The sequence below is a fragment of the Salegentibacter sediminis genome, assembly GCF_002078605.1.
Lineage (GTDB): Bacteria > Bacteroidota > Bacteroidia > Flavobacteriales > Flavobacteriaceae > Salegentibacter > Salegentibacter sediminis.
In genome coordinates this window covers 746,209-772,151 of record NZ_MSJR01000001.1, presented here as the reverse complement: position 1 = coordinate 772,151, position 25,943 = coordinate 746,209, and the positions used below count along the sequence as shown (strand labels likewise).

Here is a 25,943-nt window from a genome sequence, read left to right as displayed (position 1 = left end):
TAAAGGTCCCTAATCCTCTTTTGACAAGGCTAGTCAGGTAAAGTAATAGCCTTTAAAAGTTTAATCGGTGAATGAAAATTTAAAAGAAATCCATATGATACCAAAATTTATAGACGCACACGTACATTTAAACACGCTGTCCCCGGAAAAAATGGAGAAAATGATGGAATATAATGCGGGGTTTTTATCCATAAATACTAATATCCCGTTTTTTGATGAAATCGAAGAACAAGAAAAGATAATTCTGAAATTTCAGAAGGAATATCCCGGTCGGGTGAAATACTTTACCACTTTTAATTTCAAAAAATGGGGAACACCTGAATTTGTTGAGGATGCCATTGCTCAAATAAAACGCGGATTAGGTAATGGGGCTGTTGGAGTGAAAATCTGGAAGGATGTAGGCTTTGATTACCACAAAGAAGATGGCAGTTTTGTTATGATAGATGACCCGGTTTTTGATCCAATTTTTGAATACCTACAGAAAAATAATATTATGCTGATAGGTCATCAGGGGGAACCTAGAAACTGTTGGTTGCCGCTAGAGGAAATGACCGTAGATTCAGACCGGAATTATTTCAAAGATCATCCAGAATACCATATGTTCCTGCAAAAGGAATATCCTTCCTATGAGGAACAAATGCGTGCAAGAGACAACATGCTTCTTAAATTCCCCGGAATCACCTATGTCGGTCTTCATCTTTTCAGTATGGAATGGAGTATTCATGAAGTGGCCACACGGCTTGACAAATATCCCAACACCTTAACCGATGTGGCTGAACGGGTTTGTCATTTGCAGCTTCAGGCAAAAGATAATTGGCAGGCTGTACGTGACTTCTGCATAAAATACCAGGACAGGATCATCTATGGTACCGATGTAATAGACGATGGGAACACCCCGGCGGATGAAATCGCAGCCCGGTTTGAACATTTGTGGAATTTTCACTACGACTTTTTTGCCACAAATAAATCCTTGACTGCGCCTGAATTTCAGGGTGAGTTCAAAGGCCTTGACCTTCCTGAGAAAGTGGTGAATAAGATTTTCTATACCAACGCCAAAGAAACTTACGGATTTTCTGATTTTTAAATCCACATACAGCATTTTGCTACTAAAACTTATATCATGAAAAATAATAGAAGAGATTTTTTAAGAGTAACCAGTTTAGGCGGACTGGGCCTGATAAGTGGAAGCCTATTGAGCTGTGATACTTCACAGCGGGTTTTAACTGGTGGACCTGCTGGACCGCAACGTTTTAATATGAGCGGTTATGCAGCACCCAAATTAGAAACTGTAAGAATTGGGTTTATTGGCCTAGGTATGCGTGGGCCCCAAGCGGTAAACCGAATGAGCCAGATTGAAGGTGTTGAAATTAAAGCATTATGTGATTTAAGACCTGAATCAGTAGAGAAAACAAAAGCATTATTAGAAAATACTTCTCATGATCCCGATTTATATTCAGGAAGCGACTATGCCTGGAAGGAAATGGTGGATCGCGAGGACCTAGATTTAATTTACATTGCTACTCCCTGGGAATGGCATACTCCCATGGCTGTTTATGCCATGAATGCCGGTAAACACGCTGCTGTAGAAGTTCCTGCTGCAAAAACCATCGATGAGTGCTGGGAACTCGTAGAAACTTCTGAAAGGACCAGAAAACATTGTATGATGCTTGAAAATTGTTGCTATGATTTCTTTGAGTTATTAACTCTGAATATGGCAAGGCAGGGCTATTTTGGTGAAATCATCCATGGAGAAGGTGCATATATTCATGACTTAATAGATTTGAATTTCGATAAAAATGGCTATGAAGATATGTGGCGTTTACGCGAGAATTATGAACGAAACGGAAATCTTTATCCGACTCATGGCTTAGGGCCTATTTGCCAGATCATGAATATAAATCGTGGGGACCAGATGGATTATTTAACCTCTCTTTCTAGCAATGATTTCCATATGGCGGCAAAAGCCAGGGAGTTAGCTGCTGATGATAGTTTTTATGAACAGTTCACCGGTAAAGATTATCGGGGTAATATGAATACTACAATGATAAAAACTATGAATGGGAAAAGTATAATGGTACAACACGACGTATCGTCTCCCAGACCTTATTCAAGGATCCATTTAGTTAGTGGTACTGAAGCTTTTGCTAGGAAATGGCCTACTCCGGAAAGAGTAGCTAAAGGGCATACCTGGTTAAATGAAGAAGAATTCAAAGAACTAGAAGCCAGATACACCCCTGAAATTGTTAAAAAGGTAGGAGAAATGGCTAGAAAAGTTGGAGGACATGGCGGTATGGACTTCATAATGGATTGGAGGTTGATAGATTGCCTAAGAAATGGATTACCGTTGGATCAGGATGTTTATGATGCAGCATTATGGAGTTCTATTACTCCTCTTTCTGTAGATTCTGTAAATAACAGGGCTCAATCTGTAGATGTACCCGATTTTACAAGAGGTGGCTGGAAAGGCAATAAACCTGTAGATATTAGCTTGCAAGGGGGAGGTACTACTGAGGTACTTCTAAAAAGTTAAATTTTTTGTGTTTTAGCCTAGTTTCTTTCGAATGAAACCAATATTTTTTTAAATTCCTGTTTTTTGATGAAAAATGACAGGAATTTTTTATTTTCACTTTATTATAATAGATATATCCGATTTAAAATTGAAACGGGTAAATCCTTGAATAATACAAACATATGAGAAAAGCCGCGGCACGAAGGTCCAAAATACTTGAAATTTTGGATGAATTCAATAAGGTAAATGTTACCGATCTAAGTAATCAACTAAAAGTGAGTGAGGTTACGATAAGAAACGATCTGGATAAATTAGAACAAAGTAAACTTTTAGTTAGGGCACACGGTGGTGCGTTTAAAACCAGTAATTTAGCTCTTGCCGTGTCCGAAAAGAAAACTATAAACAAAGATCTAAAAAAACTAATCGGGAAAAAAGCTGTTAGTCTTATTCAGGAAAATGATTCTATTATATTAGATTCAGGAACCACTACTTTTGAGATCTCCAGTAATTTGGGAAATTTTAAGGAGATAACCGTTATATCCAACGCCCTGGATATTGTAAACAATTTGGCTCAATTTGACAATCTCAAAGTATATATGCCCGGGGGTTATTTACAGGAATTTTCTATGTCATTGGTTGGCCCAATGGCGGAGCGAAATCTTAAACAATTATTTTGCAATAAATTATTTTTAGGTGTAGATGGAATAAGAAGTAACATTGGTTTTTTTACCCACCATATGGAAGAAGCTTACCTTAATCAAATAATGATTGATATTGCTGAAGAAGTGATTGTAGTCGCAGATTCTACTAAATTTAAAAAAACAGGGCTTGCTTTTATACAAAATTTCGAACATATCAATAAAGTAATTACTGATGAAGGGATCGAGAAAGCAGATATAGAAATGTTGGAAAAAAATAATGTGGAGGTTATAATTGCTGATTAACTGAAGAATTATCTACTTAATAATTCTAAAATTTATAATGCAGCTCCATTCGTCCCTAAGACTAAAGTTGAAAATAATCTGAGTTGAGCGCATAAACGTTAAAATTTGTTAAAGCGAGACCAATCCGGTGACCAATTTTTTTTACCCTCTGGAAAGGCTTGTAAATACTATAAGCTTCAAAAAATGGTCGTTCCCTCCGACTCCACTTTTTGGCTACCAGTCAACAATAAAAACCCCGAAATCTCAGGATTTACGGGGTTTTTTTGGAGTTTTTAGTATTTTTAATTCGCTTTTATTAATATCGATCTAGGATAAATAGTATCCACTCTTATTACTTTCCGTTGGATTAGGTTTTTTTAGTTGGAAAATGCTATTTTTTAGAATGGTATAAGAAAACTAAGGTGGGTGTTACTTCTAATTTCTGAAAGCTTAAAATGCTTAAGATTCTTCAATAATAGGTATTGACTTTTAATCAGGCGTTCTCTTCCTGTTTTCTTTAAACTTTCCCCTGATAAATTTATCAAGTGGCTCCAAAAATATATTTATTAAAAGGACGAATAAAACCAGAAACAGGAGTTCAAAGAACATACCCATTCCGGCCATACAACCTGCTGCTGCACTGCACCAAACAGTAGCAGCAGTGGTTAAGCCAAGTATGCTCCCCTTATGTTGAAGTATTACCCCACCCCCAATAAAACCAACTCCAATTACTACCTGTCCAAGAACCCGGGTAATATCTACAAACTCTTCACCTCGATATTGTAGCGAAAGAATAATAAATACAGCTGCACCTAAGGCCACGAGGGCATTGGTTTTTATACCTGCACTTTTACTTTGGGCTTCTCGTTCAATCCCAATTAATAAGCCCGCAATTAATCCTACCGCTATTCTTATAAGATACTCTTCTTTGCTCATACTTCTGCTTTCTTGCTATTTAATTCCTAAAAAAAAATAAAGTAATAATTCTTAAACATAAAAATAAAGCCTCTTATTCCCTACCATTCCTCCATAATTTTATTGCCTTTTACATATCTTAATCGCATTCCTGACAGCTTTGGTCAGATAAAAAATTTCCAAAATATCATCCCGGCTGCACTCAAACAGGTGTTCAAAGCCTTCATAAATAGTTTTTTTTTTGAGCTTACAGCATCCCCGAAGGGAAATCAAATAGTATATTAGACTAATAAATAATTTAAATTAAAAAACTAATAAAGTACTTATGAAACTATTAAAAACACAATGGTTCCTGCTTATATTTTTAAGTATAGGTTTCTTGGCCTGTAATAACGAATCTGATGCCAGGAAAGAGTATGAACAAAATTATGATGAAGTTCTACGTATTCACGATGAAGTAATGCCTAAAATGGGTGAGTTAAATGCTCTTTCCATGAAACTGAAAGAAAAAACAGATTCTTCTTCACGTGATTTCCAAACCTATAAGGAAGCCAGAAAAGACCTGGAAAATGCTCACGATTTTATGATGGATTGGATGCACGATTTTTCTGATAATTATGTTAAAAACCAGCCTCCTCTGGAAGATCTTTCTGAAGAAGAAATCCTAAAGAAAAACCAGGGCCTTCAGGAGGAAATTGAGAAGGTAAATGAAATGAAGGAGGCCGTTAATTCCAGTATTGAGAATGCCCGTAACCTGCTAAACAATTAAAGTATACTTGTAAGAATTTCCATTTTACGGTATCTTTAAGAAACAAATAATTAAAGTAAAAACCACATGAAAAGATCAATCACGCTTCTTTTATTTTTTGTCCTCCACGGGCTGTTTGCCCAGCAACCCGGCCTTAGTCCGGAGGATGTAGCCGAAATACAACAAGTCTCCCAGGCCATTATTTCTGAAGACGGAGAAAATATTGTTTACCAGCTCCTGGTACCAGCCGATCCCACCAAGGAAAATGAACCGGCAAGCACCCATCTCTATGTGTACAATACGAGTAACAAAACAGCTACTCCATTTGTAACCGGATATAGTGCCTCCAATGTTAAACTGAGGCCTGAACACAACAGTATCAGCTTTACCACCAAAAAGGAAGACGATAAGACTACGGCTTTATACGAAATTAGCCTAAACGGTGGAGAGGCCCAAAAACTCTACGAGTTTGAAGGTAATATTTCTTCTTACGACTGGCAGGCCAACGGAACCAAACTTGCCTTTGTTTCAGCTGTAAAAAATGAAGTGGATAATCCCCTTCCCTATCAACCCGAGATCTACGAAACCGATCTTCAGCAAGCATCGGCATATATTGTAGATCTTGATGATGCAAGCCCGAAGAAACTGGAAGTGGAAGGCCACATCACCTCGGTGCAATGGAGTCCAAACTCAACCAGTCTTGCCGTAAGTGCTGCTCCTTCTTCTCTGGTAGATGATTATTACACCAGCCAAAAGATCTATTTTGTAGATGCTAATACTTCAAAGGTCACTGCGAAAGTTGATCATACAGGCAAAATGGGAGCTTTAAATTGGAGCCCCGATGGCAAACGGATAGCTTTTCTCGCCGGAGAAGATCAACACGATCCTATTGAAGGCCGCATCTTCATCGCTGAAACCTCCGGGGGCAGCCCGAAAATCCTTCAGAAAGACTTTGAAGGTCAGTTTCACCAGCTTGAATGGAAAGATAACAAAAGCCTCAGGGTTCTTGCCAGTGAAGGAGTTTACAGCAGCCTGTACAGCCTGGACATCAATGATAAAATGAATAAAATTTTTACAGACCAAAACCTGAATATTAGCGGTTTTTCTGCAGCTAAAACCAATACTATAGCTTTCACGGGGAATTCTGCAGAACATCCCGGAGAGCTTTTTATGCTGAATACTAAAAATGATGCGCTTATCAGGATTACCGATTCTAATCCCTGGTTGAAAGACAGAAAGCTGGGTAAACAGGAAGTGATTACTTACAAAGCTGAAGATGGCCTGGAGCTACAGGGTATTTTGATACATCCTTTAGAGACCTCAGGCAAAACCCCATTGATAACAGTTGTTCACGGCGGTCCCGAGGCGCATTACGACAATGGCTGGCTCACCGCATACAGTATGCCCGGGCAGGTTGGTGCCGCAAATGCTTACGCGGTATTCTATCCTAATTACAGGGGAAGCACAGGTAGAGGCATTAAATTCGCTAAATCCAGCCAGGGAGATCCAGCAGGAAAGGAATTTGATGATATTATTGACGGGGTAGATCACCTTATTGAAAATTATAATATTGATAAAGATAAAGTGGGCGTTACCGGAGGATCTTACGGAGGTTATGCCACGGCCTGGATGGCCACCCGACACACCGAGCGCTTTGCTGCCGGAGTGATGTCTGTAGGAATAAGCAACAACATCTCAAAATGGGGAACCAGCGATATCCCAGAGGAAATGTTCCTGGTACACAGTCGCAAGCGTATTTGGGACGATTATCAGTTCTACCTGGAGCGCAGTCCCATCTTTTATGCCGGGCAAGGCAAAACCCCGCTTCTTATTCTCCACGGAAAAGAAGATACCCGTGTAAACCCCGGGCAATCTTTTGAATTGTACCGTCATCTTAAAACCAGAACAGACACTCCGGTAAGGTTAGTGCTTTATCCCGGGGAAGGCCATGGAAACAGAAAAGCCACCGCCAGGTATGATTTTATGCTTAGAATGATGCGTTGGTTTGATACCTACCTCAAGGAGGGAGCCCTCGAAATCCCCGAAACAAATCTGGAACTTCAAAGGAAATAAGAAAATGATTTATGAAGCATTAAAAAGCCGGTCTGCATTTGTAGACCGGCTTTTGCTATTAGAATGGTATTTAGTATGAATTAATTACGACCGCCGCCATTGCCATTGCCGCCACCGCCACTATTGTTGCCGCCACCGCCGTTTCCGCCGCCGCTGTTTCCGCCACCGCCACCGGTAGTTCTTCCAATTATTTCAATGTCCATATAGGTAAGGTTATTACCAACATCCAACATTCCAACTCCCCCTCTATCAGCTTCCTCTGCTGCCACACTTATTTCTTCCTCTTCTTCTAAAGGAACAATTATTTCTGTATTTTCAGTGAAAAAGGTATTTAAACCTAAAGAACCAGGGGCATCTGTATCAAAGCTATAAGTGATCCTATAAGATCCGGTTCCTTCATTCATCTTCTTCATATCCCAGGTGTATCCGTACATGATTTTACCCTTAACGTTAACCTCAGCATTGAAATAGCCCGGGCCATCAGCGGCTTCATATAAAGCATTACTAAATAATGGCTCGTTGATAAGAAGGAACTCTCCACCGCCGTTATCTACCCATTGAGCAGTTTCTTCATCCCAGCTCAATTGATTTAATCTCTCGTCTCCACGATCTACATTAAGTTTCTGAATAGTCATCCTGGTGTGTGTAGAATAAACGGTAGCCTGCATTCCAAAAGTTGATAATGGGTCTTCAAGGGTAGGATCGTAAATGGATCCATCTAGGTTTGTTTGAAGGCCGTGTACTTCATCGGTACCCCAGCCCGACACATGCCTCATTGGATATTGAAGAACGGGACCACTTTCTCCCTGGTCAACAACATTTTCATATAAAACCAATTCAGTACGTACCCTGGATTGAATTGTCCAGTCTATAGACTCCAGATTATCACCCCAGTCGATAAAATCTACATTTACCTCATTTGGAGCAGTAGCATTATAAGCCTCCCAGTAGTTAAGCGGATCTTTTTGAACCCAGGCCTTAAATACATCTTCCCCTGGTTCGGTTTGATCCACACATAATAATGAATCAGCGGGACTGGGAGCACAACTGTAAATTGGATAAGAAGGATCTATTGGATCGTCTCCCCAAACATACCACCAGGTTCCTTCCAGTAAATATTCGGCTTCCCCAAGGTTTGCAGGAGGAGTTCGAAGTGATTTGGTTACATTTTCAGCCCAGATAACAGGGAAAGAAAGGTTATTTCCTACAGATTCTACAGTAGGAACTTTTACTTTCGCTTCGACTTCATAAAGCTGTTCGTTTAGCTCATCTTTCTCACAACCGGTGAAAAAGACCATGAGTACGGCAATCGCTGCCGATTTTAAAAAAATGCTAAATAGTTTCATCATCTTAATATTTTAAGGTTAATAGAAGTTTTGGATTTTTACCCAATACCCTGAAATTAAATAAATTAACCGGTTTTTGAAGTAGTGCTTGCTATCCAAAAAAATGTTTTATATCCTAATTGTGGTGACTAAAATCACTGCTTCAAAAATAAAATTGGCACGCCTTTACTTCTTTCCCTTTCGGAGCTGGTTTTTTTCTAACACCTCCTTAAAAGAACGCCAAAAATTAGCCTGAAATATCTAGCTAAATATTTGACTTAAAACATATTACACTCCAATTTCAAAATCCCAAAAATGACATTTGTCATTGTAAGCGCTGGGTTTTATTCTTAATTTTCATCATATATGTTACCAGCTAATCTTTTAAAAAACCATTATATGACACCTGTTTCGTATTCCACCGATAACCACGCCCTGGAGATTCCGGCTCCTTTAAGGGCACGAGCAGATTATTTGTACTATAAAAAAGCTCAGTTGATTTACCAGGAAGGCAGCACTCCTCTTGGGGCCTATTTTGTAGAAAACGGAAGTATAAAGATCGTTAAACTGGGGAGCTCAGGAAAAGAACAAATCCTAAGAATAGCAACTAATGGCGAACTACTTTGTCTCTCAGACCTGTTCTCACAATGCAGGTATGGAAATTCTGCCAAAACCCTGGAAGACTCGTCTCTTCTTTTTATTCCAAAACAAGATTTCTGGAAGGTTTTAAAAGAGGATGACCAAATTTTTAGAAGTTTATTGCAACAACTTGCTCAGAATATTAGGAAAGGCAATGAGAAAATAGTAGACCTGGCTTACAAACCGGTACGGGGTCGCCTGGCAGAAGCCTTGCTTAGTCTCGACAGTAAATTCAATACCACCAGCAGAGAACCTTTCCAGGTTGCCATGACCCGGGCAGATCTCGCTGGCTATGTAGGTACGGTTAAAGAAACCGTTAACCGACTCCTCTCTGAGTTCAGATCGGAAAAGCTTATCAGCACCCAGGGTACCCGAATTAAAATCAGCGACCCTAACGGACTCGAAAGGATTAGCCGGATGTATGATTAAGCGCACCGACTTTCTTTTCTCTAATTACTCCAGTGGTATTAACAGCCTAATTTTTAGGCTGAAGCTTTCTCTTTGACTTCCGTTCCAATGTAAGTTTCTTTAAGTTTCTTCAAAATAGAAAATATCTTCTATGGGTAATTTAAAGAGTTTGGAGATTCTAAAAGCCGTTGGCAGACTGGGATCAAATTTCTCCTTTTCAATGGCATTAATTGTTTGTCGGGAAACACCTATAATATCAGCTAAGTCCTCCTGCGTATAGCTGTTTTCAGCCCGAAGTACTTTTAACCTGTTTTTCATAAGTACCTTTTAGTATTTATAGTGACAATAACTAAATAAGTTACACCTATGAATATCACCAGGTTGCTTATTTCTGCATCATAACCAATTAAATTGGTGGTGTCTAAAAGTGAGTATGATAACCCGATCACCACAGCCAATCCCAATGTTAAGGCCAGAGCCTCCAAATGGATTTTGCGTTCCAGCTCATCAAAATTATTAAATAACCTCCTGTTTGCGATTATCATTAGAATTCCATGAACAAAGTTTACTGCTACTGCCAGAACTGTTAGTACACTATGGTCATCCCAAATGTACATCGGTCCAAAAGTAGCGATTGCCATTGTAGCCACCCAACTCCAGGTCCATACGGCAAGGCTATAAAGATTTTTTTTACGTTCCTTTTTCATTATGATGTAATTAATAGTTTACTTAATGTAATGTTTACTTTACAAATGTAATTAAAAATAACAAATTGTAAAGTTTTATTTACATTAAAATTTATACTGAGAAAAAGCTACTTATTTTTAGAAAAGCGATCAATTGCAAGCCTAACAGAAATAGACAGCCACAAGAAAGCAAAAAATTGTCTTATTATAACCTTCGTCCTATTGCAATTATTAATGGCCTAAGCGGACTCCTGGGTCTCTTTGTTCCTCCAATTTCTTAGTTCTACCTACAATCTTTATCTTGTGGGCTTTTAAAATCCAAATTCCACATGATAAAAAAATTACCGGTGTTCGGACTCATCCTGGCCGTTGGCGTGAGTTGCCAAACCCAAAAGGAAGTTACGACACAAACAAATGAGTCCACGACTCCAAAAAAGACCCAGGAAGACATTAAACCTTACGATGAAGTCATCACCGCTGACGCGAAGAGTGACGAGGGTCTCTTTATTACTCATTTTGTAGATGATAAGCTTTATTTCGAAATTCCCCTGGAGATGCTGGAGAAAGACATGCTCCTGGTAAGCCGTATTGCCGGAGTGCCCGCAGGTTTTGGCGGCGGCTATGTAAATGCCGGTTCCAAAGCCAACGAACAGGTAGTTCGTTGGTCAAAAAGAGACAATAATATCGACATGAAGGTGATTAGCTTTGAGAATGAAAGCGAGGAAGGGTCGCCAATATACCAATCGGTGGCTGCCAATAATTTCTTTCCTATCCTCTTCAGCTCAAAGATCGTAGCTTATAACGACGAAAAAACTTCCGCAGTAATCGAGGTAAGCGATCTTTTTAAAGAAGAGGTAGCTGCCATAAATGGAATATCCCCTGCACTACGGAAACGTTACAAGGTAAAAAAACTGGATAAATCCCGCTCTTATATCACTTCGGCCAATGCTTTTCCCGAAAATATTGAGGTGAAACACGTATTGACCTATGAAGCGGAAGAACCACCCGAAAGAGACCAGGCCGGGACCATTAGCATGATGATGAACCAGTCTATGATCCTGCTTCCGGAAGAGCAAATGCAGCCACGGCTGGCCGATCATCGAGTGGGCTGGTTCACTACTAAAAAATATGACTATAATTCCGATGAACTAAAGAGTGACGACTATAGGATCATCAACCGATGGCAGTTGGTACCTAAAGATATTGAAGCCTACAAAAGGGGGGAATTGGTAGAGCCGGTAGAACCTATTGTATGGTATCTGGATCCTGCCACGCCAAAAAAATGGAGACCTTACTTTAAGCAGGGAATTGAAGACTGGAATGTGGCCTTTGAAGCTGCAGGTTTCAAAAATGCGGTGATCGCCAAAGATCCTCCCAGTAAAGAGGAAGACCCGGATTTTAGCCCTGAAGATGTTCGCTACTCGGTAGTACGTTATGTTGCCAGTACCACACGAAATGCCATGGGGCCTTCAGTAACCGATCCTCGCACCGGGGAAATTATAGAAAGTGATATTATTTGGTATCACAACCACCTGCGCTCATACAGGAATCGTTACATGATTGAGGCCGGGGCACAAAAGCCTTCAGCACGCAGTCTCAACACGCCCGAGAAAGAGATTGGGGAGATGATGCGAATGGTGATCGCGCACGAAGTGGGACACGCCCTTGGGTTACCGCATAATATGAAGGCGAGTTCGGCTTATGCCACAGATTCACTTCGTTCTGCAAAATTTACTCAAAAGTATGGCCTTACTCCTTCCATTATGGATTATGCCCGGGTGAACTATGTGGCACAGCAGGAAGATGAAGGCGTACGCTACATCAGGATGATGGGACCTTATGACCTTTACGCGATCAACTGGGGCTACAGGTATATTCCTGAAGCCGATTCCCCCCAGGAAGAGAAGCCAATTCTGAGCAAGTGGATCCTGGAGAAAGCGGGAGATCCGGTGTATGAATTTGGAAACGGTTACGGCGGGGTTGATCCGCAGTCGCAAAGAGAAAGCTTAGGCGACGACCAGATCAAAGCCAGTGAGTACGGTCTTGCGAACCTGAAAAAAGTAGTGCCAAATCTGGTGGAATGGACCTCAAAAGACAACACCGATTATTCTGAGTTAACTGAAGTTTACCGCGAACTTACTTATATGTGGAGAGGCTATGTATCCCATGTGGTGGCAAACGTAGGCGGAGTCTACGAAACCAGAAAAACTGCAGACCAGGAAGGAAGCGTTTATACCCAAGTACCGGAAACAAAACAAAAATCAGCAGTGAAATTTTTAAACGACCACGCCTTTTCTACTCCGGAGTGGCTGCTGGATCGTGAACTATTGCAACGCATAGAGCCCTCGGGTGCCATTGAACGTGTACAGAGCCTTCAAAGCCGGGCCCTGAACGATCTTCTGGAAAGCGACCGTCTACAACGAATGATTAGTAATGAGCAGGTGAACGGCAATTCAGCTTACACGGCTGTCGAAATGATGACCGACCTTAGAAAAGGCATTTTTGAAGAGCTGTATAAATCTCAGAAAGTAGATGCCTACAGGAGAAATATTCAACGTGCCTATGTTGATGCCGCGGCCAAATATGTTCAGAACCTAAAAAAGGAAGAAAGAAGCGAGGTCACCTCTACCGATATAATCGCATTAATGCGTGGAGATCTGGAGCAGTTAAGGAGAGACCTTAGAGCAAGAAGAAATCGGGTTAATAATCAATTAAGCGTTTACCATTGGAACGACCTGCTTGCAAGAATCGATGCTGCTTTAGCTGTTGATACCTGGTAAAAAGAAACCATTATTTTAAAGCCCCGTTTATAGCGGGGCTTTTTAAATATCTACCTCGGCACATCATCCAAACCCGTGAGGATATTCTTCAATAGCAGATTTTATACCCTTCTTGATACATGTCTCGTCCGGGCTCTGTTTATTTTAATTTGTAGTAACACAGCCATTGCAATAAAGCTTATTAAAATAATAAGCAACAGCATTTTAATTTCCGGAAATACATGACTCAGATCACCCCCTAAATAAGCTACTTTTCTGAAGGCAGTAAGAAAATGAGTGACAGGAATTGATTGTGCTATCCCGTTAATAAACCCCGGAATGGCCAGGCTGGGCCAGGTAAATCCACTAATTACAAAGGCCGGGGTAGAAATCACCATAAGTAATTCTGTTGCTTTTAATTGATTGGGAATAGCCACTGAGAACAACATCCCCACTCCCATGGAGGCCAGGCTTAAGAGGGTGATCAAAATCAGCATAGGGAAATTAAAGATCTCGGCCTCTATATTAAAGAATATAAACAAACGCCCTACAAATAGCCACATAAAAGGCAAAAACAGTATAAACGGTGTAGCTTTTAAAACTATGAGATATAAAGACGATTTATCTTTTTTCACCAGTTGTCTGAAATAACCATCTTCAAAATCTCTAGAAAATACCAGCGCCATTGCAAGAAAAATTATCTGCTGCATAATAGCTCCCAACAAACCGGGCATCATAAAGCTAAGGTAATTGCCGGTAGAGTTATAAAGCTTATGGAAGTTAATTTTAAAACTCTCAAAGGATGCTTTAGCTGCCGCCGGATTTAAACCCTGCTTCTTAAGACCTTCAATCTCTATCCCCGCATTGAGGCTCATTAAAACCTGCTGAATATTCTTACTGGCAGTATTGGCGTTAAGGATATTGGCCATATTGAGATCCACCCTAACCTCAGGATATCTTTTCTGAAGTACATCTGCCTCAAAACCTGAAGGTAAGGTCACCACAGCAACATATTGTTCAACCGGCATTTCGTCCAGTATATTGCCGGGGTTATAACGCCGGTCTTTCACGAGAAGCCCTTCATTATCTTCAAATGCATCAGTAATCTTATCTGTTAACGGACTATTATCCTGGTCTACGATTACAATTGGCAAGTCAACTACATTAGCCTGCTGGTAAACATAACCAAACAGAATTCCGTAAAGTACAGGGGCACCGAAAAAGATAGCACAGAGAACACTATTGGAAAAAATACGCTTAAATTCCCATCTTAATAACTTATAAAACTCTTTCATCGGTTTATTCTTTTATCAGAATGGTAGCATTGGTATAATAGGCTTTCTCATTTAAGTTGGTGGTAGGAACCACCTTTAATTCGTATACAGATTCTGCCAAATCATAAAGCGGCGCCGTACTGGTGATCTCGGCATATCGGGGAAGTTGCTTTATGTAGGCGATTCTGCCAGTGATTTCTTCTTTGGTGTATGGGTTAAGCATCACTAATTCACTTCCTCTCTCAAAGTCATATATTTTGGATTCATTAATAGTAAATCTGAAATAAACACTGTTCTTTTTATAACCATTAAACAGCGCATATCCGGGACTAAGCAGCTCTCCTTCTTCCAAACTTATAGTTTCTATAGTCATATCGGCAGGGGCAAGAAGATACTTTTCACTTGAAGCAGTGCGCACCTCCTCCCTGGCACCACGGGCACGATCCAATTGCCCCCGGGCCTGGTTCAGCTGTTCAGTTCTAACACTTTTTCCAGCTTCTTCTCGTTTTGCTTCCAGTGCTTCCACCTGGGCCCTGGCCATTTGAAGTTTCATATTCACCTCATCCAATTGCTGACGGGTTATCAGAGAATCCTTGTACATATTGTCCAGTCGTGAATACGATTCACGGGCAAATTCCAATTCTGCTTTTGCAGCATTCAGTTTTCCTTCTATCTGGGTAAGCTGTTCTTTTGTGGCCCCGGCATTAGCCATGTTGAATTGCCCGCGGGCAGCTGTTATTGCACCTTCGGCTTGCATCATTTTTGCATTGATCTCGGGTATATCAATATAGGCAAGGGTATCGCCTTTACGTACTTCATCCCCTTCTGCTACATACAGTTTATTAATGCGCCCGGCCAGCTTACTGCTAACAGAAATACTTTCAAATTTCACTTTCCCTCTGTAGGGAGTGATTTCCTGCTCATTGTTACAGGAAAGTAACATCGATAAACTAATAAGGCTTAATCCAATCTTTATTATTCTCATATCTTTAAAATGCTTTAGTAATTAAGTAATCCTTTAGAATGAAGCAGCGTGGTTGCGGCTCTTCGCTGGCTGAAGTAAGATTCCTGCAATTGGAAATTGGCCCTTTCCAGGTCCTTCAGGGCATCTAAAACTTCGGCAATAGAGGCCAGATCATTTTTATGCTGCTTGTTCACCAGCTCAAAGGTGGCACTGGCCAATTCAATCTCCTTTTTGGCAATACGGGAATTTTGGAGGGAAGCTTCATAAGCGTTTTCGGCTTTAACAATGCTCAAGGCGATCATTTCTTCAGCTTCTTGGATCTGTTCCCTGTATTTTCTTGCTTCAAGTTCTGTTTTTTGACTGTTCAACCGGGCCTGCCCACCATCAAAAAGATTCCATTTAACACCAACTGCGGCATACCATTGGGGATCAAAAAGCGATAAATCATCCTCTAGAAATTCATAATGGCCTTTTAAGGCTATTTTAGGTATAAACTGGCTTTTCTCCATCTTTGATTTATATTCAGTAGCTTTTTCTGCCTCTTCCAAAGCCATCACTTCATTCCGTTTTTCAGGAGCTAATTCATTAGTTTGCATCCCGGTAAGTCTGGGATTGAGGGAGCCTAAGACTTTCTTATTTTCTCCCGTGAGCTGGTGTAACACCTCGATAAGAAGGGTCTTGTTATGGCTGAACTCCAGTTGCCTGGCTGCCAGTTGCTGCTGGGCCAGCTCTATTTTTTTCCGGCTTATAGGAGTAGCCAGTCCATTCTCTATAGCTTTCTTTACAAAATGTTCCTGATCCTTTAAATATTCTTCAGAAGCAGCAAGCACATTTTCTGAGGCATTTACCAGGGCCAATTTGTCGTATGTTTCAATAATTTTGAGAATGATTCGGTCTTTTTCGGCCATTCCTGCATAGTGTAAAGATGCCTCCTTATGTTTCGCAGCTTTGAGAGCATTGGTAGCCTCAAATCCGCTAAACAAGACCCAATCCACATCTACAGAAGATTTCAGGATATCCTTATCCTGAAGATTGTTGACTTCCTGTAGTGGAATATTTTCGGGAAAAGCCGCATTAAAAGGAAGACCTGCTGCTTCTTTTATCAGAAGCTTTTGAGTAGCCATTAAAAGGTTTTGAGTATCATCATCAAAGGAGATATCATCGTTAAGACGGGTATAGCTACCGTTGAGAGAAATCTTTGGAAGAAAAACAGACTTTGCAAGTTTTTGATCTACCTGCGCCTGTTCGGCATCCAGCTGATTAATGTTAATACTATGGCTTTTCTCCAGGCCCTTTTTAATAAGGTTTTCCAGGGCAGGATCTGTTTCCTGGGCAATAGAAGCATCAGGAAGCAGCCCCACCAGCAGAATAACCTGTAGGGTAAATTTCAATAAATCTATTTTCATTGCAGCTTTTTTTAAACACTGCAAATTTCCTTATTAGGGAGCTAGTTTCTTTTGACCTAGATCAAATAATACAAATCAGGATTTATTACGGGATTCTGTTTTACGAATACGGCTTAGGGTTTCCTGGGTCATTCCCAGGTAGGAAGCAATATTTCCCAGGGGTACCCGGTTAACAATATTGGGGTATTCGTTAAGCATATAATCGTAACGCTCACGGGCCGTTTGAAACTGGATAGCATTGAGTTTATTAACTACGCGCGTAAGCATCTCTGTAGAAAGAAGCCTGCCCAGTTTTTCCATATTGTGGTAACGAGCAAACAAGAGATCGAGATTTTCCCGCGTAATGCTGTATAAAACCGAATCCTCTAACATTTCAAGGTAATATAAACTGGGATTCTGCTGAAAAAAGCTTTCAATACTTGACATGAATTGCCCTTCTACAAAAAACCACTGTGTAATTTCTTTCCCGTCTTCCTTAAGGTAATAACTTCTTCCTACTCCTTCCTCTACCAGGTAAAGTTTAGAGCAAACCTGTCCTCCCTTAACCAGGGGAACATTTTTATAAACTGTTTCTCTTTCAAAATAAGAAACAATATCCTCCAGTTCATCAGCAGGAAAGGGAACAATGTTTTGTAAAAACCTGGAAAGTTTCATTTAATAAGGGCTTCAAAATGGGATTATAAAGTTAAGTAAATCTATAGACCAAAGACTTCCAACTTCAACAATCCACTATCCACGGAAAAACTAAAATACAGAACCCAGTTCTCAGAACTGAGAACTGAGAACTGAGAACTGAGAACTGAGTTTAAAGAATATAATCTGTACTCACAAAATTAGATTCCTTCCCGGAAACCAATTCCTGCAGGATCTTGTTATTATACTCGTTGTCCTTGGAAGCCACAAAGGTTCTTATAGAGAAAGAACGTAGTGCATCGTGTACGCTCAGGGTTCCCACAGCAGAGTCTTTTCTTCCGGTGAAAGGGAACACATCTGGCCCTCGCTGGCAGGCAGAGTTTAGATTAACACGACAAACCAGGTTTACCATGGTGTCGATAAGCGGCGCGAGCTTATGCACATCTTTTCCGAAGAGACTTACTTGCTGGCCATAATTGGAATCGGCTATCTCGTCTAGAAGGTCTTCTATAGAAGTAAAGGACTTTACGGGAATCACCGGGCCAAACTGCTCTTCCTGATACACCCTCATCTCTTTGGTCACCGGATAAAGCACGGCAGGGAAAATGTAATTATCGATCACCTTGCCTCCTTTTTTATTCAGGATCTTTGCCCCTTTTTCCTGTGCATCTTCTATCAATTCGGTGATATATTTAGGTTTATCCGGTTCAGGCAGGGGCGTTAGTTTTACGCCATCATCCCAGGGATTGCCGAATTTTAACTGGTCTACCCTTTCGGCAAAACGCCTATTAAACTCCTCTCTTATATCTTCATGAACATATATGATCTTCAAAGCTGTACAACGTTGGCCGTTAAAGGATAGAGTCCCAGACAGGACTTCCTCAATGGTGTGATCCAGATCAGCATCGGGTAGGATAATCGCGGGATTTTTAGCCTCGAGACCTAACACCAGTCTCAGCCTGTTCTTATGCGGGTGCTGATCCTGCAAGGCAATAGCCGACTTGCTATTGCCAATTAACGCCAGCACATCTATTCTGCCGGTTTTCATAATTGGTGCGGCCACTTCTCTACCCCTGCCGTAAATAATGTTTACCACGCCTTTAGGGAAGCTTTCCTGGAAGGCCTTTAGCAAAGGAGACAATAATAATACCCCGTGTTTTGCCGGTTTAAAGATCACCGTGTTCCCCATAATTAAGGCCGGAATAAGCAAGGCAAAGGTTTCATTTAATGGATAATTATATGGGCCTAAGCATAAAACCACTCCCAATGGCCCGCGGCGGATATGTGCGTGCACATTATCCCGCTTCTTAAAATTGGCGCTATCGCGATCCAGCTGTTTATAATCTTCAATAGTATCGTAAATATATTCCACCGTCCTGTCAAATTCCTTTTCAGAATCGGGCAGGGATTTACCTATCTCCCACATCAGGAACTTCACTACGGTTTCCCGCTCTTTCTCCATAAGTTTCACGAACTTCGTCATGCTCTTCACCCGCTCAGCCACTTTCGCGGTAGGCCATTCTCCTTTCCCTTTATCGTAAGCATTGCAGGCGTGCTCCAATACCTCCAGGGCAGTAGCCTCATCCATATGCGGCACCGTCCCTAACAGGGTTTTGCTGTAGCTTTCCGAAGAAGAAATAGTGGAATAAACCTCATCCTTCTTCCCTTCCCATTTTATTAATTCTCCGTTTGCCAGGTAAGTGTCCTGATGAATCGGTTCAACTTGATAAGACTTACTGTTACTCATAATTTAGGTTTTGGTGTTATTAAGAAAGAAATTTAAAACTAAGAAGTTTTGAGCCAATAGGAACTTAGTCCGGCAGCTTTCACAAAATTTTATGATGCAAGAGAAAACAAAAGCAGCATTTCTCAAAAAATAAGCAGGAGATCATACAAGTAAGAGCAATTTGTTTTTTAATAGACAGCTTCTATGGAATAAGCCAGTAACCTATTCCCACTGAAAAATAGAAAACATCGTCTAAAGTTTCTTCATACACCGCGTCCTGGATAATAATCTTGCTCTCTCCCTGCGGAAATGCAAGATGAGGCCTGAAAGAAAAAATAAATTGATTATGATAGTAATACACAGGTAGGCTCAATTCCACAGAAAGAATATTGAAGTTTGAAGCTTCCTCTATCTCTATAGTCTCTGCCGGAACCTGCTGCATAGCGTTTTTTCCCTTTCGGTTTCCCAAACGGCTGGTTTGATAATATTCCTGGTAGAAATACTGGGAGCCCGCATTTAACCTGAAAGTAGGGTTTAGAGTGAGCTTATTTTCAATTAAATTAAGGGTATTATCAAGGATAAGCCCGGCGAAAAAATCGGTATCCCCGTCTTCAGAGAAATAAGCGCTCCCGGTCACACTCAATTCCAGGAAATTAAAATCATAGCCTAACAGAGCCATTAGGTTTCCGGAGGTTTGAGACTGCACATTGTAACTGTCTTCATTAAAGAAATATTTGGTAGCCGAAATCCCTCCGTTAAGCCCATTTGCATCAAAGCGGTAACCGGCACTAAGCAAGCCCATATCCACCCTGTTTTCATCTTTTACCAGGTAAGACAACGAAGCATCGGCATAAAAACCGGAACGGTGGTAATATCCTAAAGACGGCATCACATAAGGCGCCGCCACAGAATCTCTTCTTCCCATAAAAACCGCATCACTAGAATAACTAAGGTCTGCAAAAAGAAAGGAAATCCCTTCCTGTTTTTTTTCTTCCCTTAGGTTTTTATCGGCCTGGGCCCATAAGCCAATCCCCTGAAATATCATGAGGAATAGTAGTAGCTTTTTCATAATTAAGATTTAAAGAAAGCCGGCAATCAAAACTGATTGCCGGCTTTCTGATTAATTGTTTTTTCCTTTCCGGGGAGTTTTCTGAACCTGTTTTTGTACGTTCTTTGGAACGTTTTTTTGCATGTTCTTCTGTACCTTGTTCTGCATCATATTCTTCTGCGCGATGTTTTTACGAAACTGATACATATTGGTGAGTTTCTCACCATCCATATTCAGACATTCGCCATCCTGAAGGCGCATTTGTTGTTGATTGCGAACCTGGTAAGTTCCATCTGGTCTTACAGATATCCCATCTCCCACGTTAAGCTGTTCCTGCACACGGTTTTGCGACTGATTCCTTATCCGATACATATCTCCATCTATACGGGAATATTGCACACGATTTTGATTCCGTTCCTGGATCTGGGCTTCAGATAAGCCTTTATTCTCCTGTTGAACCTTGAACCGGTACTGATATTCGTTGTTATACTTCACCCCGTCCATATCAAGACATTCTCCGTTTTTAAGTCGAAGTCTTTTCCCGTCGCGGGTTACATAAGCCCCATTCGGACTTAATACGGTACCGTCATTCAGGGTTATTTTGTCCTGTAACCGCTGTTGATCCTGATCTCTTATCTGTAAAAGATCTCCATCTACCATCATTAATCGTGTTTGATCACGATCCTGGTCTTTGTCCTGATCCCTGTCCTGCGCAATCCCTGTTTGGACGCCTAAGAACAGAAATACCAATAAAAATAGTATCCTCATTATATTTACTTTAGGTTAATATCTCTAATAAACTTAGCGCATAAATGCACTGGAAAGAATGATATTTCTCAGGAAAAAAAAATTCTTAAATTATTTTTCAGCCCGCCGTTTTTATCACTTAAAATTTAACGCATAAACCCACTGCTACATCTTCACAATTTTATAATTTTGGATTATTTCCTATTTAATGGATTAATTCCTTTTTTTAATGAATAAAAAGTCTATCTTACATCTGGATTTGGACACATTTTTTGTGTCGGTAGAACGTTTGCACAACAGCAAATTAAACAACCGTCCGCTTATCGTAGGTGGCATGGGAGACCGCGGGGTGGTAGCTGCTTCGAGTTACGAGACGCGTAAATTTGGGGTCTTCTCCGGAATGTCTATGAAAGTAGCCCGGCAGCTTTGCCCCCAGGCTACTGTTATAAAAGGAAATGCCAGTACCTATACCCACCACTCCCATGTGGTTACCGAAATCATTAAAAATCAGGTTCCTTCTTTTGAAAAAGCCAGCGTAGATGAGTTCTATGCCGATCTCAGCGGAATGGACAAGTTCTTCGGAATAGAGAAATTCGCTAAAGAGCTTCGCCAAAGTATTATAAAAGAGAGTGGCCTCCCCATCTCTTTTGGCTTATCGCAGAACAAGATCGTTTCAAAAATCGCCACCGGCGAAGCAAAACCCAATGCTGAAAGTATCGTCGCCCAGGGCAACGAACGGAATTTCCTGGCGCCTCTCGCCGTAAACAAGATCCCGATGATAGGCAATAAAACCTATCAAACCCTAATGAACCTGGGCATTTATAAAATTGAAACCATCCAGCAAATGCCCGTAGAAATGCTGGAAAGCGTTTTGGGCAAAAACGGCCGCACGATATGGAAAAGGGCCCACGGCATAGACAATCCCCCTATCATCCCTTTTCACGAGAGAAAATCTATCTCTACCGAACGTACCTTTGGTCGCGATACCATAGATGTGGTAAGGTTACACGCCACCCTGGTAGCCATGACAGAGAGCCTGGCCTATCAGCTTAGAAAAGGAAATAAACTCACCAGCCAGGTGAGCGTAAAGATCAGATATTCCGATTTTCAGACGCAAAGCAAACAGATCAAAATTCCTTATACCAGTGCCGATCATATTCTCATTCCAAAGGTGGAACAACTCTTTCAACAACTTTATTCCCGCCGCTTGTTGATAAGGCTTATAGGAGTGAGATTCAGCGGGATCGTAGGCGGAAATTACCAGATCAATCTCTTCGATGATTCTGAAGAAATGCTGAACCTCTACAATTCCATAGATCGTATTCGCAATAAATTTGGGGAACACAGCGTGATGCGGGCCATCACTTTAGGCACAAAAACCATCGGTAGAATGGGGAATGCTTTTGATGGCGCCCCGCCGATAGTTCTGGCCCATAGAAAACAATAATGTACCTCAACTGCCACACATATTATTCCCTGCGCTACGGAACCTTTTCTGTAGAGAAACTCTGCAAGCTTGCACAAAAAAATGCCGTTTCTACTCTGGCTTTAACCGATATTAACAACACTTCGGCCTGCCTGGATTTTATTAAACAGGCCCCGCAATATCAAATCACGCCAATTATCGGGATAGATTTCAGAAATGGTGTAGATCAGCAATATGTGGGGATAGCCGCGAACAATACCGGCTTCAGGGAACTCAATACACATCTTGCTGAACAGCTTCATCAGAAAAAAGATTTTCCCGCAGATGCTCCTGAACTCCCGGAATGCTTCATCATCTACCCTCTTGAAAAAGTGATGAGCAGGAAGAAAATTCACTTCCGCACTAATGAATTTATCGGGGTTTCTGCGGAACGCCTTCGGAAATTAAAATTCTCAGAATACCTGAACTTCGAAGATAAGCTGGTGCTTCTCCAAAGCGTGAGCTTCCGAAGTAAAAAAGATTACAACGCACACCGACTCCTTCGGGCCATAGACAATAATACCTTGCTGAGTAAACTTCCAAAAGAGGAACAGGCTCCTTTTTCTCAAAAAATGTTTCCCGAAGAGGAGCTTTTAAAGGAATTTGAAGATTTCCCGTACATCATAGAAAACACCAGGAAGCTGATGCAGTCCTGCCGCGTAAACTTCGATTTTGGCGCAAACCGCATCAACCGCAACCTGCAGGTCTTCGGAAATAATAAACCTGATGATATTAATAAGCTACGGGAGCTTTGCTATGAACGTTTGTCAAAACGATACCCAAGCCCCACTCAGGAAATCTTGGAACGGGTGGAAAAAGAACTCAAAGCCATCACCGCCCTCAATTTCACGCCCTATTTCCTCATCAATCTCGACATCGTGGAATATGCCCGATCCAGGAATTTCCCGTTCATTGGTCGGGGCAGCGGAGCCAATTCCATTGTAGCTTATATCATTGGGGTTACCAATGTAGATCCCATTGAACTTGACCTCTATTTTGAGCGTTTCATCAATGCCTACCGTAATTCGCCGCCCGATTTCGATATAGATTTTTCGTGGAAAGACCGCAACGAGGTAACCTCCTATATCTTCAGAAAATATGAAAACACAGCCCTGCTAACCACCTACGTCACTTTTAAACGCCGCGCGGTGGCCCGGGAACTCGGCAAGGTTTTCGGACTTCCTAAAGAAGAGATCGACAAACTGGCATCGGGCTATTTTGAACTTAAAGAACTGGACGAAACCCAGAAACTGGTACTGAGGTATAGCGCTCTTATTGAAGGTTTTCCCAATTATTTAAGCGTGCATTCCGGCGGAATCGCCATCCTCGATGATTCCGTTTATAATTATTGTGCTACTTTTTTACCACCCAAAGGTTTTAGAACGCTGCAAATAGATATGAATGTTTGCGAAGATGTAGGCATCCATAAATTCGACATCCTCGCCCAGCGCGGACTCTCCAAGATCACCGATGCTATTGAGATCATCAAAGAAAACCAGCCGGAGGCAAAAATAGAAGACATTGAAAATATACAGCTTTTCAAGGAAGACCCCAAGATCAATTCCCTGCTGAAGAAAGGAGATTGTATGGGAGTTTTCTATGTAGAATCTCCTGCCATGCGGGGGCTACTTATCAAACTGCAGACTCAGGATTATATGAATCTGGTGGCAGCGAGCTCGGTGATACGACCGGGGGTCTCCAGCGGAGGGATGAAGGAAGAGTATATTCAGCGTCACAGGAATCCGGAGAAAAGGAAGGAGGCTCACCCCGTGTTGCTAAAAATTATGCCCGACACTTATGGAGTAATGGTGTACCAGGAAGATGTGATGAAAGTAGCTCACCACTTCGCTGATCTTAATTTTGACGATGCCGATGTATTACGACGTGGCATGAGCGGGAAGAAATACCTGCAGGAAGACCTCCTGCGCATCAAAACTACTTTCAGAGAGAATTGTCTTAAAAAAGGCTATGAAGAATACCTGATAGAGGAAGTTTGGGAACAAATCGCTTCTTTTGCCGGCTATGCCTTTCCGAAGGGCCACTCGGCTTCTTATGCGGTAGAAAGCTACCAGAGCCTTTATTTAAAGCGCTACTTCCCGTTGGAATTTATGGTGGCGGCACTAAACAACGGTGGCGGATTTTATGACGTGGAAACCTACCTCAAGGAAATAAAAAGATGTGGCGGCAACATCCATCCGCCCTGTATCAATAAAAGCGACCACCCCACAGTAATCTACGGAAAAGATGTCTACCTTGGCTTTGGGTACCTAAAAGAACTTGAGCTCAAAAGCATTCAGAAGATCCTGGAGAATCGCCAGTTTTTTGGGGAGTTTAAATCCTTTGATGAATTTATAGATCGGGTAAGCATTTCCATCGAACAACTTAGCATTCTCCTGCGCATCAATGCCTTCAGATTTACAGGCACAGACAAACATCAACTGTTATGGAAAGCCCACTTCAAACTCAACAAAACCAAAGCCAGAACCTCGCAGGCGGTGTTGTTCAAACCTCCGCATAAAGATTTTGAGTTACCTGAATTCTCTTATTCCGAATTGATAGATGCCTACGACGAGATAGAACTTCTCGGGTTTCCGCTGTGCAGTCGGTTTAGATTGCTGAAATATAAAATGAAGGCCTCGGTAATGGCTGGCCAATTAAAAGCTTATGTAGGGAAGGAAGTTAGTATCTATGGAAACCTCATTACCCTGAAGAAAACAGCAACCATTAATGGGCGGTATATGTATTTCGGAACTTTTTTCGATAAAAACGATGATGTTTTCGACACGGTGCATTTCCCCAATATAGCCGAAAAATATCCGGTAAGAGCTAAGGGCATTTACCTGTGTAAGGGCAGGGTAGTAAATGAATTAGGTTATCTTTCCCTGCAGGTAAAATCGATAGAAAGACAGCCTGTTTTAAGCGATCCCCGCCTGGTCGCAGCTGTTTACTAATTGAGCTCGAATTTCTGTTTTGGCTGACTCACCAGATTCACCAGGCCAAGCAGGCGTAAAACAAAAACCCCAAAAAGCAGCGTAATCGCAATTTTAAAGTAATACAACAAACTGGAACTCCCAAAACTGGAACGATAATGAGCCAGTAATTCTCTGCCTACTTCCGGCTGTATCTCTGCAAGTCGGTTTAAATGAGTATTAGCATTATCAAAAAGCTTTCTCCCTCTGGTGTTGATTAGTCCCTGGGCCACCCCAAAATTTTTATTCTCAAGATGATAAAGAATCTCAGTCTCCACCTCCTGGTAAGCCTTTAGATTAGCTTTAAAATTTGACAGATGTTCTACTTCCTCCTCCACCAGATAAGTAGTTTCATATGCTGCCAGAATATTATTTATCTCCCTGTTCTCCTCCTTTATCTTTTCGAGATCAGTAGACGCAATTCTAAAGTTATTGTCGTTAAGGTGTTCAAAGATGAGTTGCTTTTCGTGAAGAAGATCGGAAAGCATATACATTTGCGAAGCGGGGATCAACCTATCTTCATACAGGGAAGAAAAATCGTTATCGATTTTTTGAAGGTTTTTATTCTCAATCAATTCAGCAATAAGAATAAGAGCAAAAAAAAGACTAAGCAACAATATAAGGCGTTTCCTTTTTTCAGGCTTAATGGAAAATAGATCTTTCATAGCAATCGGGATTAATCAAAAATCACGCTCTCTTGTAAACAATTGAGTGCCATACAAAATA

21 protein-coding genes are annotated in these 25,943 nt (G+C 41.2%); 9 read left to right on the top strand and 12 right to left on the bottom strand.

Annotation, left to right across the window (positions count from 1 at the left end; genetic code table 11):
* The first annotated feature begins 94 nt into the window (after positions 1 to 94).
* The 3 genes from BUW93_RS03710 to BUW93_RS03700 all read left to right on the top strand — a co-directional run bounded on the left by BUW93_RS03710 (position 95) and on the right by BUW93_RS03700 (position 3,453).
* Positions 95 to 1,084, top strand: coding sequence for an amidohydrolase family protein (locus tag BUW93_RS03710; protein WP_081209513.1), 990 nt, complete (start codon positions 95 to 97; stop codon positions 1,082 to 1,084).
* A 36-nt stretch (positions 1,085 to 1,120) separates the two neighbouring features.
* The gene (locus BUW93_RS03705; protein WP_081209301.1) at positions 1,121 to 2,530 is read left to right on the top strand and encodes a Gfo/Idh/MocA family protein; all 1,410 of its coding nucleotides are present in this window, start codon (positions 1,121 to 1,123) and stop codon (positions 2,528 to 2,530) included.
* A gap of 161 nt (positions 2,531 to 2,691) precedes the next feature.
* Complete coding sequence (locus tag BUW93_RS03700; RefSeq protein WP_081209299.1) at positions 2,692 to 3,453, top strand: DeoR/GlpR family DNA-binding transcription regulator; 762 nt, start codon at positions 2,692 to 2,694, stop codon at positions 3,451 to 3,453.
* Positions 3,454 to 3,921: 468 nt separating this feature from the next.
* Here the strand turns inward: BUW93_RS03700 and BUW93_RS03695 are convergent, their stop codons facing one another.
* Complete coding sequence (locus tag BUW93_RS03695) at positions 3,922 to 4,368, bottom strand: MgtC/SapB family protein (protein WP_081209297.1); 447 nt, start codon at positions 4,366 to 4,368, stop codon at positions 3,922 to 3,924.
* A 304-nt stretch (positions 4,369 to 4,672) separates the two neighbouring features.
* Here BUW93_RS03695 and BUW93_RS03690 point away from each other — a divergent pair, with 304 nt between their 5' ends.
* Both BUW93_RS03690 and BUW93_RS03685 read left to right on the top strand, forming a co-directional pair.
* Complete coding sequence (locus tag BUW93_RS03690) at positions 4,673 to 5,116, top strand: hypothetical protein (protein WP_081209295.1); 444 nt, start codon at positions 4,673 to 4,675, stop codon at positions 5,114 to 5,116.
* Positions 5,117 to 5,182: 66 nt separating this feature from the next.
* On the top strand, positions 5,183 to 7,168 hold the full coding sequence (locus BUW93_RS03685; RefSeq protein ID WP_081209293.1) for a S9 family peptidase: 1,986 nt from the start codon (positions 5,183 to 5,185) through the stop codon (positions 7,166 to 7,168).
* Between the two features lie 80 nt (positions 7,169 to 7,248).
* On the opposite strand, the gene BUW93_RS03680 is transcribed toward BUW93_RS03685, so the two are convergent.
* Entirely contained in the window at positions 7,249 to 8,517 is a 1,269-nt protein-coding gene (locus BUW93_RS03680; RefSeq protein WP_157893277.1) for a hypothetical protein, read from the bottom strand.
* A gap of 375 nt (positions 8,518 to 8,892) precedes the next feature.
* On the opposite strand from BUW93_RS03680, the gene BUW93_RS03675 reads away from it, so the two are divergent.
* Complete coding sequence (locus tag BUW93_RS03675) at positions 8,893 to 9,561, top strand: Crp/Fnr family transcriptional regulator (RefSeq protein WP_198536970.1); 669 nt, start codon at positions 8,893 to 8,895, stop codon at positions 9,559 to 9,561.
* A 99-nt stretch (positions 9,562 to 9,660) separates the two neighbouring features.
* Here BUW93_RS03675 and BUW93_RS03670 read toward each other — a convergent pair whose 3' ends face one another.
* Both BUW93_RS03670 and BUW93_RS03665 read right to left on the bottom strand, forming a co-directional pair.
* Positions 9,661 to 9,858, bottom strand: coding sequence for a helix-turn-helix transcriptional regulator (locus BUW93_RS03670; protein WP_081209287.1), 198 nt, complete (start codon positions 9,856 to 9,858; stop codon positions 9,661 to 9,663).
* Positions 9,855 to 10,247 carry a hypothetical protein gene (locus BUW93_RS03665; protein ID WP_081209285.1) on the bottom strand — a complete coding sequence of 131 codons (393 nt, stop codon included), beginning with the start codon at positions 10,245 to 10,247 and terminating at the stop codon, positions 9,855 to 9,857. The genes BUW93_RS03670 and BUW93_RS03665 overlap by 4 nt, the downstream gene beginning before the upstream one ends.
* A gap of 308 nt (positions 10,248 to 10,555) precedes the next feature.
* On the opposite strand from BUW93_RS03665, the gene BUW93_RS03660 reads away from it, so the two are divergent.
* On the top strand, positions 10,556 to 13,006 hold the full coding sequence (locus tag BUW93_RS03660; protein ID WP_081209283.1) for a zinc-dependent metalloprotease: 2,451 nt from the start codon (positions 10,556 to 10,558) through the stop codon (positions 13,004 to 13,006).
* Positions 13,007 to 13,107: 101 nt separating this feature from the next.
* On the opposite strand, the gene BUW93_RS03655 is transcribed toward BUW93_RS03660, so the two are convergent.
* The 7 genes from BUW93_RS03655 to BUW93_RS03625 all read right to left on the bottom strand — a co-directional run bounded on the left by BUW93_RS03655 (position 13,108) and on the right by BUW93_RS03625 (position 20,804).
* Positions 13,108 to 14,280 carry an ABC transporter permease gene (locus BUW93_RS03655; RefSeq protein ID WP_081209281.1) on the bottom strand — a complete coding sequence of 391 codons (1,173 nt, stop codon included), beginning with the start codon at positions 14,278 to 14,280 and terminating at the stop codon, positions 13,108 to 13,110.
* 4 nt (positions 14,281 to 14,284) lie between these two features.
* Complete coding sequence (locus BUW93_RS03650) at positions 14,285 to 15,244, bottom strand: HlyD family secretion protein (protein WP_081209279.1); 960 nt, start codon at positions 15,242 to 15,244, stop codon at positions 14,285 to 14,287.
* Positions 15,245 to 15,258: 14 nt separating this feature from the next.
* Positions 15,259 to 16,629: a TolC family protein gene (locus tag BUW93_RS03645; protein ID WP_081209277.1), complete on the bottom strand. Its 1,371-nt coding sequence runs from the start codon at positions 16,627 to 16,629 to the stop codon at positions 15,259 to 15,261.
* A 75-nt stretch (positions 16,630 to 16,704) separates the two neighbouring features.
* The gene (locus tag BUW93_RS03640; protein WP_081209275.1) at positions 16,705 to 17,283 is read right to left on the bottom strand and encodes a Crp/Fnr family transcriptional regulator; all 579 of its coding nucleotides are present in this window, start codon (positions 17,281 to 17,283) and stop codon (positions 16,705 to 16,707) included.
* Positions 17,284 to 17,434: 151 nt separating this feature from the next.
* On the bottom strand, positions 17,435 to 19,009 hold the full coding sequence (locus tag BUW93_RS03635) for an NADP-dependent glyceraldehyde-3-phosphate dehydrogenase (RefSeq protein WP_081209273.1): 1,575 nt from the start codon (positions 19,007 to 19,009) through the stop codon (positions 17,435 to 17,437).
* Positions 19,010 to 19,190: 181 nt separating this feature from the next.
* Positions 19,191 to 20,057 (bottom strand): hypothetical protein, encoded by an 867-nt coding sequence (locus tag BUW93_RS03630; RefSeq protein ID WP_232778304.1) that lies wholly within the window; start codon positions 20,055 to 20,057, stop codon positions 19,191 to 19,193.
* Positions 20,058 to 20,108: 51 nt separating this feature from the next.
* Positions 20,109 to 20,804: a DUF6799 domain-containing protein gene (locus BUW93_RS03625; protein ID WP_081209269.1), complete on the bottom strand. Its 696-nt coding sequence runs from the start codon at positions 20,802 to 20,804 to the stop codon at positions 20,109 to 20,111.
* 208 nt (positions 20,805 to 21,012) lie between these two features.
* On the opposite strand from BUW93_RS03625, the gene dinB reads away from it, so the two are divergent.
* Positions 21,013 to 22,230, top strand: coding sequence for a DNA polymerase IV (gene dinB / locus BUW93_RS03620; protein WP_081209267.1), 1,218 nt, complete (start codon positions 21,013 to 21,015; stop codon positions 22,228 to 22,230).
* The gene (locus BUW93_RS03615; RefSeq protein WP_081209265.1) at positions 22,230 to 25,199 is read left to right on the top strand and encodes a DNA polymerase III subunit alpha; all 2,970 of its coding nucleotides are present in this window, start codon (positions 22,230 to 22,232) and stop codon (positions 25,197 to 25,199) included. The genes dinB and BUW93_RS03615 overlap by 1 nt, the downstream gene beginning before the upstream one ends.
* Here the strand turns inward: BUW93_RS03615 and BUW93_RS03610 are convergent.
* On the bottom strand, positions 25,196 to 25,882 hold the full coding sequence (locus tag BUW93_RS03610) for an MCP four helix bundle domain-containing protein (protein WP_081209263.1): 687 nt from the start codon (positions 25,880 to 25,882) through the stop codon (positions 25,196 to 25,198). The two genes, BUW93_RS03615 and BUW93_RS03610, sit on opposite strands and share 4 nt — an antisense overlap.
* Positions 25,883 to 25,943 lie beyond the last annotated feature (61 nt).